Genomic DNA, 12,602 nt, shown 5'->3' on the forward strand with positions numbered 1-12,602 from the left:
GTGCGGACGGCGTCCCCTCTCCCCGGTGGGCGGTTCCTGCGCCCGGTCCGTCACATGTGGATCACCGGCGCGGCGTCCGCGTCCTGCTCCGGCACTCCGCGGCGGAAGAGCGCGAAGGCGATGACCGCGCCGGCCACGAAGAAGCCGGCCGACCACCAGAAGGCCGTGGTGTAGGCCTCGATGGTGGCCTGCGCCTGGACCAGCTTGTCCGCCGGGTTCTTGCCGGCCAGGTAGTCCGTCGCGGCACTCGCGGCGAGGGTGTTCAGCAGGGCCGTGCCGATCGATCCGCCCACCTGCTGCATCGCGTTGACGGTGGCCGAGGCCACGCCCGCGTCCTCGGCGGCGACCCCGCCGGTGGCCAGCTGCATGGCGGGCGGCATGACCAGACCGAGGCCGATGCCGGTGACGACCAGCTGCGGCAGGACGGCGCTCAGGTAGTGCGAGCCGGCGCCGATCCCGGTCAGCCAGGCCATGCCGGCCGCGGCGACGGCGAAGCCCAGCGGGAGGACCGCCTTCGGGCCGAGCCGCGGCACCAGGACCGTCGTGCCGAGCTGCGCCGCGATCATGAGCGCGCCGACCATCGGCAGGAACGCCACACCCGTCTTGGTGGGGCTGAAGCCGAGGTTCAGCTGCAGGTAATAGGTGAGGAAGAGGAACACGCCGAACATGCCGGCGCCGGAGATGAGCACGGCGAAGAAGGAGGCCGCGCGGTTGCGGTCGAGCAGGATGCGCAGGGGCAGCAGCGGGTGAGCGGCGCGGGTCTGCCACCAGGTGAAGGCGGCGAGCAGCAGGCCGCCCGCGATCAGGAAGCCCCAGGTCTGCGGGGAGTCCCAGTCGTGCGTCTCCGCGTTGGAGAAGCCGTAGACCAGGGAGAACAGGCCGGAGGCGACCAGGACGGTGCCGGGCACGTCCAGCTTGGAGTTCGCGGCGTCGCGGTGGTTGGAGAGCAGGAGCCAGCCGCCGGCGAAGGCGAGGACGGCGATGGCCACGTTGACGTAGAGCGTCCAGCGCCAGTCGAGTGCGTCGGTCAGGACGCCGCCGAGCAGCAGGCCCACCGCGCCGCCCGCGCCGGCGATGGCGCCGTAGACGCTGAACGCCTTGGCCCGCTCCTTGGCGTCGGTGAACGTGGTGTTGAGCAGGGAGAGCGCGGCCGGGGCGAGGAGCGCGCCGAACGCGCCCTGCAGCGCACGGGCGGTGACCAGCATCTCGAAGTCGGTGGCGGCGCCGCCGAGCGCCGAGACGGCGGCGAAGCCGACGACCCCGATCAGGAAGGCCGTCTTGCGGCCGAAGAGGTCGGCTATGCGGCCGCCGAGCAGCAGCAGGGAGGCGAACGCCAGAGCGTACGCGGTGACGATCCACTGCCGGCTGCCGTCGGAGAAGCCGAGGTCTGCCTGGGCGGAGGGCAGCGCGATGTTCACGATGGTGGCGTCCAGGACCACCATCAGCTGGGCGAGGGCGACCACCGCGAGGATCCACCACTTCTTGGCGGAGGTCGCGGACGGTTCCTGTTCGGCGCCCGCGAGGGCGTCTTCCGTCAGGGTTTTGGAGGACATGGGGAACCACTCCCGGGACGTCGGCAAAGAGCACGTAAACGAAACTGTTTCGTACACATGGAGGCTAGACCAGATTCTGCGAAACGGCAAAGTTTCGTTAGCGCGTGCCGGACGAGCGGGGGACGATCACGCGGCCGGGCACGTCCCGCGGGCTCTACGCCAGCTGCCGTCGCACCAGCTCGTGCAGCCGGCCCCCGGTGTCCGCGAGGAGCTGCGCCGGCGGGCCCTGCTGGGCGATCCTGCCGTTCTCCATCACGATCACCCGGTCGGCGTCCATCACCGTCGACAGCCGGTGCGCGATGACCACGCGCGTGGCGTTGAGCTTGCGGGTGCTCTCGATGACCGTGCGCTGCGTCTCGTTGTCGAGGGCGCTGGTCGCCTCGTCGAAGAACAGGATGCGCGGCCGCCGGATCAGCGCCTGCGCGATCATCAGCCGCTGACGCTGACCGCCCGAGACGGACCCGCTGCCGGAGACGATCGTGTGCAGCCCCATCGGCATACGCCTGATGTCCTCCGCGAGCCCCGCCAGCTCCGCGGCCGCCATCGCCTCCTCCGGCGTGTAGGCCCCGGTCCCGCAGATGACGTCCAGCAGCGAGCCGGTGAACGGCTGGGCGTGCTGAAGCACCACCCCGCACTGCCGGCGCACCGCCGCCTGGTCCAGCGCCGCCAGATCCTGCCCGTCGTACAGCACACTGCCCGACAGGGGCCCGTCGAAGCCGATGAGCAGCCGCAGCAGCGTCGACTTGCCACAGCCGCTCGGGCCGACGACCGCCACGAACTCGCCCGGCCGCACCTCGAAGGAGACGTCGTCGAGGACGAGGGGCCCGTCCTCGGAGTAGCGGAACGAGAGCCGGCGGGCCTCGAGCGCGCCGGTCAGGGGGCCGGGACGGGTGCTCGTGCCGCGGACCTCGGGGGTGGCCTCCAGCACCGGCCGGATCTCTTCCAGCAGCGGCAACGCGGCCACCGCCGACACGAACGCGCCGGTCAACGAGGTCACCGAGGTGAGCAGCATCGTCATCGAGGTGTTGAAGGTGAGGAAGTCCGCCGCCGACAGCGCCCCCCGGGCAGGGCCCGCCAGCAGCATGAACATCAGCAGCGAGCACAGCGGCAGGTACACCGAGCCCAGCACCGTGCTCAGGTTCTTGATCCGGCCGAGCCGCTGCTGCAGCTCACGACTGCGCGCGAACTGCGCCGCCCAGGCCGCGTAGGCGTAGTTCTCGGCCGCCGCCACCCGCAGCTTCGGCAGCCCGCGCAACGTCTGGAACGCCTGGTTGTTCAGCTTGTTGGAGAGCACGACCAGCCGCCGCTGCCAGCGCACCTGCCACAGCCCGAGCGCCAGGAACACGGACGCGATCACGACCAGCATGCCGATCGCGGCCAGCGCCATCGGCACGCTGTACCAGAGCAGCAGCCCCAGGTTCATCGCGCCGATCGTGACGGACTGCGCCACCGACGGGCCGAGCCCCGCCAGCAGCCGGCGGATCGCGCTGACGCCCATCGCGGCGCTGGCCAGCTCACCCGTGGACCGTTCGGCGAAGAACGTCGTCGGCAGCCTGAGCAGCCGGTCCCACACCGCCGGCTGGAGCGTCGCCTCGACCCGGCCCTCCAGCCGCAGGATGGTCAGGTTCTGCAGCAGCGTGAACGCCGCCGCGACCACGCCGGCGACCATCACGGCCAGACACACCTGCACGATCAGACCCTGCTGGGCCTTCGGCACGTACTCGCCGAGCACCTTCCCGGTGGCGATCGGCACCAGCGCCCCGATGGCCACCGTCACCGACCCGCTCAGCAGCAGGTTCGTCAGGTCCCCCGCGGTGCCGCGCATACAGAACCGCAGCAGCCCGAGCGGGCTGAGCCGGCGCTCCGGCAGCGGCCGGTAGAACATGACGGCCCGCGGCTCGAACTCCTCCGCGTTGGCCTTCTCGACCGGCGTCTCCCGACCGGTCGCCGGATGCACGGCGACATAGCCGCCGCGCCGCCACAACAGCGCGACGGGCGCCCCGGACAGCGCCCGGTGCCCGACCAGCGGCCCCACGTCGTCGCGCCACCAACGGCCGTCGAGGCGGACGGCCCTGGCCCGCACCCGCGAAGCCAGGGCGACCCGCTCGACCGGGTCCAGCCGGTCGCCGTCGTCGCCCGCCCGGGCGGGCTCGACGAGAGCGATCCCGGCGGCCCGCGCGACCAGCCGGCAGGCCGCGAAGGTCGCGTCGGCGTCGGCGCCCGTCGCGCGCTGCCCCGACTTCCTGCCGATCGACGCGAGCAGCGTCCGGTCGGCCTGGGCGCGCACCGCCTCACCGGCCTTGATCCCGGCTGCCGTGCGGGTCTCGTGGGTGCGTTCCAGCTGCTCGATCCAGCGGTCCAGCGTGGTCAGCAGCCGGTACTGCTGGTCGACCATGGACTGCCACACCGCCGGGTCCATCAGCAGGTCGGCCGCCGCCTCCTCGCCGTACAGCGAGCCGTACTGCACACTGCCCGGCGGGACCTGCATCCAGAACACGTCGTCGTCCTGGACCTCCGCGGGCCCTTCCGCGGCCATCGGCGCCTGGAACAGGACCGACAGACCGCGGCCGACGCCGAGGGCGAGCGCGTACTCCAGCGGACTCGAAGTCGGCGGCACGTACCGGGGATTGCCGTACTCGTCGTACGACCAGGTCCGGGTGTGCGCGGGCTGGTACAGCTCGCGCAGCCCGACGCGGTGCACCACACAGTCCCGCGACGGGCGCGCCACCAGAGTGTGCTGGGGCCCGGCGACCGGCCCGAGCAGCAGCGCGCCCGCCTCCAGCCGGCCCAGATGATGCCAGTGCCCCTGCTCCCCGGCGTCCACCGCGAACAGGTCCAGCGCGCCCGACGCGACCAGCCACAGCACCTGCGGGCCCTCCAGGTCGAGGCGGCCCGAGCCGGCGCAGTCGATCCGCGAGCCCATCCGGCCCAGCGCGGCGAGCACGACGTCGAGCCCGCCCTCGGACACCGCAGTCATCTCATCGCTCCCTGACCAGGGCCGCGTACGAGCCGCCGCGCGCCACCAGTTCCTCGTGCCGTCCGCGCTCCACGACCGTGCCGTGCCGCAGCACGACGATCTCGTCGCTGTCGCGCACCGTGCTCAGCCGATGGGCGATCACCACACACGCACAGCCGCGCCGACGCAGGTTGTCCATCACCGTCTGCTCGGTCTCCGCGTCCAGTGCGCTGGTCACCTCGTCCAGCACCAGGATGCTGGGCCGGCGCACCAGCGCCCGCGCGATCTCGAGCCGCTGCCGCTGCCCGCCGGAGAAGTTGCGGCCGTCCTGCTCAACCCTGCTGCGGATCCCGCCGGGCCTGCGCAGAACGACGTCGAGGAGCGCCGCGTCGCGCAGCGCGTCCTCGATCGCGTCGTCGGGGATCGAGGGGTCCCACAGCGCCACGTTGTCGCGGACCGACCCCTCGAACAGGAACACCTCCTGGTCGACGAAGGAGACGGACGAGGCCAGCGCCCCCCGCGGAATGTCCTCCAGCCGCTGCCCGTCGATCCGGATCACGCCCTCCCAGGGCGCGTACAGGCCCGAGATGAGCCGCGACACCGTCGACTTGCCGCTGCCCGAGCCGCCCACCAGCGCCACCTGCTGCCCGGGCCCGACGGTCAGGTCGAAGCCGGTCAGCAGCGGCTTGTCCAGCGGGCTGTAGCCGAACGAGATGTTCTGCAGCTCGACGTGACCGCGCAGCCGGCGTGTGGAGCCGGCGCCCTCGCGGCGGTCGTAGAGCGGGTCGGCGCGGAAGTTCTCCACGTCCTTCAGCCGGGCCACGTCCGCGGCGAAGTCCTGGATACGGCCCGCCACGCCGTTGAGCCGGGTCAGCGGCGCGGTGAAGCGGGTGACCAGAGCCTGGAAGGCGACCAGCAGACCCACCGAGACATGGCCCTCGATCGCGCGCATCCCGCCGATCCACAGGATCAGTGCGCTGTTGAGCGTCGCGAGCGTCGGCGCCACCACGCCCAGCCAGGCGCTCGGCACCCCGAGCCGCTGCTGCTCCTCCAGGGTGGTCGCGTGCTGCCCGGCCCACTTGCGGAAGTAGCCGTCCTCGCCGCCGGTCGCCTTCATCGTCTCGATCAACTGCAGCCCGGTGTAAGCCGTGTTGGTGAGCCGCGCGTTGTCCGCGCGCAGCTTTGCCGTCCGGGTCGCCCGCATCCGGACGACGATCCGCATGGCGGCGATGTTCAGCAGCGCCACCCCGACGCCGACGTACGTCAACTGCGGGTCGTACGAGTAGAGGAGAAAGGCGTACAGGACGACGACCACCGCGTCCACGCCCGCCGACGCCAGGTCGCGGGCCAGCGTCTCGGCGACGGCGTCGTTCGACTGCAGACGCTGGACCAGGTCGGCCGGGCTGCGCTGGGAGAAGAAGGTCACCGGCAGCCGCAGCAGATGCCGCAGGAAGCGGGCGCTGGACAACGTCGAGGAGATGATCCGGCCGTGGTGGAGGTTGGCCTGCTGGAGCCAGGTCAGCGCGACCGTGAGCGCCACGCACGTGCCCATCGACGCGAACAGCACGCCCAGCAGCGAGGTCTGACCGCCGATCAGGAACGTGTCGATCCAGGTCCGGCTCAGCGCCGGCACCGCCGCGCCGACCAGGACCAGCAGCAGGCTGGCCAGCACGGCGGCCGGCAGGGTGCCCGCGGTGCCGCGCAGCCGGGCCGGCATCGCGCCCAGCACACCGGGTCGGCGTCCGCCCCGCTCGAAGTCCTCACCCGGCTCCAGCACCAGCACGACGCCCGTGAAGCTGCCGTCGAAGTCCTCCATGGGCACGAACCGCCGGCCCTTGCCGGGGTCGTTGACGAACACGCCGCGCCGGCCGAAGCGCCGGCCCAGGCCCTCGTGGACGACGTAGTGGTTGAACTCCCAGAAGAGGATCGCGGGCGTGCCGACCCCGGCGAGCGCGGCCAGGTCCATCTGCATGCCCTTGGCCGTCAGTCCGTAACTGCGGGCCGCCTTCAGCAGGTTGCTCGCGCGCGAACCGTCCCGGGAGACACCGCACGCGATGCGCAGCTCCTCCAGCGGGACGTGCCGGCCGTAGTGGGCGAGCACCATGGCGAGGGAGGCGGCCCCGCACTCCACGGCCTCCATCTGCAGCACCGTGGGCGTGCGGACGGTCTTCACCCGGCTCTTGGGGACCGGACGCCGCGGCGGCGCGGACCGCCGTCGGCCGCGGGTCTGATCTGCGGCGGTCACGGGAGCAGCCAATCGACGGGATGCTGGTCGGCCAGCCGGATCGAGCCCGTGGCCATGGTCATGGAGGCGAGACCGTAGGGCGGGCCGCCCGCGGACGACCATCGGTACCCGCTCTCGGTCGCCGAGGACTTCTCGAGGCGGACCAGCACCGCCACCGGGCGGCCGTCCTCGGTGAACTGCTCGCCCAGCTGGCTGTCGCCGAGGAACGCGGCGATCTGCTGAGCCGACTGGGCCGTGCGGTCCACCGACTTCACCCGGCCGCGCAGCACGCCGTACCGCTGGGACGGGACGGTCTGCACGGTGAGGTCGACGGCCGCGTCCCGCGGGATCGAGGCCGCGGTCTCCGCGGGGACGTACACCGTGGCGTACAGCGGATCGTCGGCGCCGGCGACCTTTTCGACGGCTGCCACGTTCGCGCCGGTGGAGATGATCTGTCCGATGGAGGCGGCGAGCGCGGTGATCCGGCCCGCGGCGACCGTCCGCACCACGGTGGTCCGCTCGGCGGTCCGCACCTTCAGCACGGGGGCGTCGGCGGGCAGCCGTTCGCCCTCCTTCGCGAGGACGGCGGTGACCTGGCCGGCGGCGGGGCTCTGCAGGAGGTAGCTGCCCTCGCCGTGGGTGAGGACGGCGGGTGCGTCCACCGTGGACGTGACCGACCCGGTCACCGCCCACACGGACGCGGCGGCCAGGACGACCACCGTCACGGACAGCACCAGCCAGCCCTGCGGGCGCGCGAACCGCACCGGCAGGTCGAGTTCCTCCGGTGACTGGAGCTTGGCGAGGGCCTGTTGACGGAACTGCACAGGGCTTCCCTGGGGTGTCTTCGCGCACCGACGAGTCCCGGAGCCGTGTGACGGCTCCGGGACTCAAAGGGTCACAAGGGGCGCGATCAGAGACCGGCGACCAGGTTGGTGACCGGGGCGGTGCTCAGGCCGGTGACGCCCTCGACGGTGCCGACGGCGGTGTCGACCACGGAGGAGACGGGGGCGATGCCGTCCACCAGGCCGGTGACGGTGCCGAGGGCGTTCAGGGCCAGACCGCCGGAGACGTTGTCCAGCTCGGCGTCGGAGATCTCGACGGTCTCAACCTGGGGGGTGGAGTTCATGGGGGGACTTCCCTTCACATGGGTATTCATAAGGGGGAGCGGCCCCCTCTGGGGGACAGACGACGGCCGCGAACGCCGGCGCCGGGCCCCCGTCTGAGGAGACCGCGGCGGCCTGCGGTGCGTTGGACTAAAGCAGCTCCATGGCTCGAACATCCAATCAATCACCGCTCTCACCTGGGCACTTGCGTCACAGGAGCGTCAAACCGTGCAGGTGCGGCCACGCCTTGCGGCCGACTTCTTCACACCTCGGACGGGATTCGCTCGGATGAGCGCCCGGCATCCTCGCGGCGAATCCGACACTCCGTCCGCAATGGCCCGGCCGGGTCCGCGCAGATGTGCAGAACCCACCACGACGGTGACCTGCTTGGGCATGCGCTGTGCAGATTTCCTGAAGCGGGGATTCCGCCGCCCTTCCTCGACGGAGAGTCGCCGCACGACTGCGGAACGTGTGGACTTCCGGTCGTCGGCGAGGCGTCGGATTCGGCCACGGTGCATGGATCCGGCCGACGTCCCACAGCGCCTGACGCGCCGTCGGGCGCCGGATCGCGCCCTCCGCCCCGGCTCCCCGGAGGCCGTGGTTCTGATCGCCGGCCCCGAAGCCGCGACGCCCGTGAATCCGCACAGCCGCCGTGACCCGGCGCCCGGTGCGGGCGCGCTTGACCAGTGAGGAAGCGGAACGGGCGGCTCCCTCTGCCGGGCCGGGTCGCAGAGGCTCGACGGGAGCGCCGGGGGAGCGAAACCCCTGGAAAGGATCTTGTCGGCTTCGGCGGTCGTCATCGTGATATGGGCGATTGCTCCCCGGCCTGCGCGGGGGACGAGGGTCATGGCCGATTCAGCGTTTCACAAAGGAAGTTGGCAATTGCGATTGAACGCCCCGGGCACCGCCTGCGTACCCATGGCCAACCAGGCGCCGCTGTACGGATGTACGGAGCTGCCGGCACCGGCAGTCAGACCCCGTCCCCCCAGGAGGTCGAGTTTTTTGAGTCACAAGCGAGTTACCAAGCGCAAGGCCATCATCGCGGCAGGCGGTGTGGCGGCCCTCGGAGCGGCGGCCATCCTGCTTCCCCAGGCCAACGCCTCCCAGGACGGCGGCGCAGGCGGGGCCGCCTCGGTGAAGACGCTGAAGGCGGGCGCCGCCTCGGACCTTGCGTCCCAGCTCGAGAAGCTGCTCGGTGACGCCTTCGCCGGCTCGTACTACGACGACGCCGCCAAGCAGCTGGTCGTCAACGTCACGAACGTCTCCGGCGACAAGAACAACGTCGTCGTGCAGGCCGAGAAGGCGGGCGCCAAGGTCCGCGAGGTGGAGAACAGCAAGGCCGAACTCGAGGCGGCGGCGAAGACGCTGAAGACGAAGGCGACCGTCCCGGGCACCTCCTGGGCCGTCGACCCGAGGGCGAACAAGATCCTCGTCACCGCCGACTCCACGGTCACCGGCAAGAAGTGGGACCGGATCGACTCGACCGTGCAGTCCCTCGGCTCGAGCATGGCGACCATCAAGAAGTCGGCCGGCACCCTCAAGCCGCTGGTCTCCGGCGGAGACGCGATATTCGGCGGCGGGGCGCGCTGCTCCCTCGGCTTCAACGTGACGGCGGGCGACGGCTCCCCGGCCTTCCTGACGGCCGGTCACTGCGGTGTCGCGGCCAAGCAGTGGTCCGACTCCGAGACCGGCCAGCCGATCGCCACCGTCGACCAGGCGACCTTCCCGGGCGACGGCGACTTCGCTCTTGTGAAGTACGACGACGCGAACACCCAGGCTCCCAGCGAGGTGAACACCGGTCAGCAGAAGGTCGCCATCAGCCAGGCGGCCGAGGCGACCGTCGGCACGCAGGTCTTCCGGATGGGCAGCACCACCGGCCTCAAGGACGGTCAGGTGCTCGGTCTCGACGCCACGGTGAACTACCCCGAGGGCACCGTCACCGGCCTCATCCAGACCGACGTCTGCGCCGAGCCCGGAGACAGCGGCGGCTCGCTCTTCACCCAGGACGGTCAGGCGATCGGTCTGACGTCCGGCGGAAGCGGTGACTGCACGGTCGGCGGCGAGACCTTCTTCCAGCCGGTGACCACGGCTCTGGCGGCGGTCGGCGCGACGCTCGGCGACGGCGGCGGCGGCGAGGCGGGCGCCGGTGCGGTGGACGCGAACGGTGACGGCATCGACGACAACACCGGTGAGGCCATCCAGGGCGGCGGCGAAGCGGGTGCCGGTGCGGTGGACGCGAACGGTGACGGCATCGACGACAACACCGGTGAGGCCATCCAGGGCGGCGGCGAGGCAGCGGCCGACGGCGGCGCGGACCAGAACGGCGGCAAGCAGAACGGCGGCAAGCAGAACGGCGGCCGGAACCAGAACCAGAACGACAACGGCCAGGACGACTCGGGTGTGACCGAGTCGCACTGACGCATCGACATCCGAACGGTCCGGTCCTCCAGCGAGGGCCGGACCGTCGGCGTTGTCCCCGGTGACGTCCCCTCAGTCGTCCCGCAGCGCCCGCAGCAGCATCAGGGCCACGTCGTCGATCCGGTCCTCGGCCTGCGCATAGCGCCCCACCAGTACGTCGGCCAGTTCCTCCAGCGGGCGGTCACCGTGCTCGGCGAGCCGCCGCCCCAGCTCGGCCACCGCGTCCTCGATGTCCACCCCCGGCCTCTCGACGAGCCCGTCCGTGTACAGGGCGAGGACGCAGCCGGGGGAGAGCTCCACCTCCGTCGTCGGGTACGTCGCCGAGGCGTCGATGCCCAGCAGCGGCCCGCCCGCCAGGTCCAGCACCCGGACCCGCCCGTCCGCCCGGCGCAGCAGCGGCGGGGGATGACCGGCCCGGGCCATGACCGCACGGCCGCCGGCCGGGTCGAGCCGCAGGTACAGACAGCTCGCCAGCAGGTCGGAGCCGAGGTCGATCAGCAGCCGGTTGGTGCTGCGCATGACCTCCGCCGGCTCCTGGCCCACCGTCGTGTAGGCGCGGACGGCGGTGCGCAGCTGCCCCATCAGACCGGCCGCCGTCACGTTGTGCCCCTGCACGTCGCCGATCACGGCCGCCGCGAGCGGCGGCGAAGGCACCAGGTCGTAGAAGTCCCCGCCGATCTCCATGCCCCGCGTCGCGGGCAGATAGCGGGCGGTCGCCTCGACGCCTGCCAGCCGCGGCAGGGAGGGCGGCAGCAGCGCCGCCTGCAGCCCGTGCGCCAGCTGGTGCTTGGTGTCGTACAGCAGGGCGCGGTCCAGGGCCTGCGCGATCAGTCCGGCCAGGCTGGTCAGCACCGCGCGCTCGTGCGTGGAGAACGGGTGCGGCTCGGCGTAGGCCAGCACACAGGCGCCCACCGGGCGGCCGGAGGCGATCAGCGGCAGGTAGGCCCAGGAGCCGAAGCCGTCGGGGGTGACGGGACGGGCCGGGTACAGGCGCTGCAGCTGCTGCGGCGAGTCGAAGAACGCCGGCACACCGTGGGAGAGGGCGCGCGCGCCCGGCGTCGGGGCGGTCAGCGACATCCCGTCGAACTGTTCCACCGCGGCCGGGTCGGGATATCCGTGGTGCCCGAGCACATGCAGCCGGCCGGCCCGCGCGCCGAGCAGCGCCAGCGCCCTGCTGCCCACCGCCGGCGCGATCTCGTCCGCGACCATCCCCACCACGTCCTGCACGCTCACCGTCTCGGTGAGCGCCCCGGCCAGGCTCAGCGCCTGCGACATCGACACCAGCCGGGTCGGCGCGTCCCCGGTGCGGGCCTCGGCCGGCCCCATCTGCGACACGGACCTGGCCCGGCTGATCCGCACGCTGATGCCGGTGGTGCTCGGGTACAGCCGGAACGACAGCCACTCGGAGGGCGGGCGCAGCGCGACGAAGGAGGTGGCGTCCTGACCGATCAGCGCGGCCCGGTAGCGCTCCTCGTACATCGGATCGTCGAGCCACGGCACGGCAGACCACAGCTGCGAGCCCAGCAGCCCGCTCACGGGCACGCCGAGCATCTCGGCGGCGGCGCCGTTCGCGAACCCCACCCGCCCCCTCAGATCCAGCGAGCACATCCCGTACGGCAGCCGGGCCACCATCCGCGCCGCCTCCACGGTGCCCAGCGTGTCGGAGACGCCGCCCACCGGGCCGGCGTCCAGCACATCGGACTCGGCCCGCACCGCGACATTCTGCGCCGCCGCGCGCTCCAGCCGCAGTGCGAGGCGCTCGCAGCCCGACGTCAGCTCCCGCCGCTCCCGTTCGGACAGTTCGGGCGGGTGGGAGCCGGGCCAGGTGACGAAGACCGCGCCGTGGACCCGGGTCCCGGTGGCCACGGGCAGCGCGGCCAGTGCGAAGGGGTACGGCAGGACGACCGCGATGCGCGGATACCGGCGGGCCATCTCCTCCTCCCCGCCCACCCACACCAGCCGGCGTTCGCGCACCGCTTCGGCGACCGGGATCGGCGCGCTCAGCCCGACGCGCTCCCAGGGCGCGGCGAAGGACCGCGGCAACCCCGCCATCACCGCCATCTCCAGGACCGTCCCGTCGCCCGGCCGCAGGTAGACGGCCCCGGAGTGCGCGCCGACGGCGTCCATCATCGAGGTGAGCGCGAGGGAGAGCAGCGGCCGGCCCCCCGGCGCCCATACGGCCGCCGGCGCCTGGCCCGACGTCTGCTCGGGCACGGCGACCACCTCCTCGCCCGGCGTCGCGTGGGTGTCCGGCTCCAAATCTGCCCTCTGACGGCGTGACGCGCACGGCGAACGGTTCCCGGGAGCTGCCGCCCCGTACCCCGCCGCGCCGGCCCCATGCCCCCTCG

The 12,602-nt window shown here is 72.3% G+C and carries 7 protein-coding genes; 1 reads left to right on the top strand and 6 read right to left on the bottom strand.

Going from position 1 to position 12,602, the window contains the following annotated elements:
• Positions 1–50 precede the first annotated feature (50 nt).
• From ACN6LD_RS35400 to ACN6LD_RS35420, 5 genes are all read right to left on the bottom strand, one after another.
• On the bottom strand, positions 51–1,553 hold the full coding sequence (locus ACN6LD_RS35400; protein WP_319193838.1) for an MFS transporter: 1,503 nt from the start codon (positions 1,551–1,553) through the stop codon (positions 51–53).
• A 154-nt stretch (positions 1,554–1,707) separates the two neighbouring features.
• The gene (locus ACN6LD_RS35405) at positions 1,708–4,530 is read right to left on the bottom strand and encodes an NHLP bacteriocin export ABC transporter permease/ATPase subunit (protein WP_319193836.1); all 2,823 of its coding nucleotides are present in this window, start codon (positions 4,528–4,530) and stop codon (positions 1,708–1,710) included.
• Between the two features lies 1 nt (position 4,531).
• Positions 4,532–6,754 carry an NHLP family bacteriocin export ABC transporter peptidase/permease/ATPase subunit gene (locus ACN6LD_RS35410; RefSeq protein WP_445045306.1) on the bottom strand — a complete coding sequence of 741 codons (2,223 nt, stop codon included), beginning with the start codon at positions 6,752–6,754 and terminating at the stop codon, positions 4,532–4,534.
• Complete coding sequence (locus tag ACN6LD_RS35415) at positions 6,751–7,557, bottom strand: HlyD family efflux transporter periplasmic adaptor subunit (RefSeq protein WP_445045307.1); 807 nt, start codon at positions 7,555–7,557, stop codon at positions 6,751–6,753. Before ACN6LD_RS35415 ends, ACN6LD_RS35410 begins: the two co-directional genes overlap by 4 nt.
• A gap of 86 nt (positions 7,558–7,643) precedes the next feature.
• Complete coding sequence (locus tag ACN6LD_RS35420; RefSeq protein ID WP_107445578.1) at positions 7,644–7,859, bottom strand: type A2 lantipeptide; 216 nt, start codon at positions 7,857–7,859, stop codon at positions 7,644–7,646.
• A gap of 979 nt (positions 7,860–8,838) precedes the next feature.
• Between ACN6LD_RS35420 and ACN6LD_RS35425 the strand changes: the two genes are divergently transcribed.
• Positions 8,839–10,254, top strand: a complete 1,416-nt coding sequence (locus ACN6LD_RS35425; RefSeq protein ID WP_445045308.1) for a S1 family peptidase — start codon at positions 8,839–8,841, stop codon at positions 10,252–10,254.
• 72 nt (positions 10,255–10,326) lie between these two features.
• Here ACN6LD_RS35425 and ACN6LD_RS35430 read toward each other — a convergent pair whose 3' ends face one another.
• Positions 10,327–12,468 carry a SpoIIE family protein phosphatase gene (locus ACN6LD_RS35430; protein WP_445045309.1) on the bottom strand — a complete coding sequence of 714 codons (2,142 nt, stop codon included), beginning with the start codon at positions 12,466–12,468 and terminating at the stop codon, positions 10,327–10,329.
• Positions 12,469–12,602 lie beyond the last annotated feature (134 nt).

It is taken from the genome of Streptomyces sp. SAS_272 (assembly GCF_052543235.1).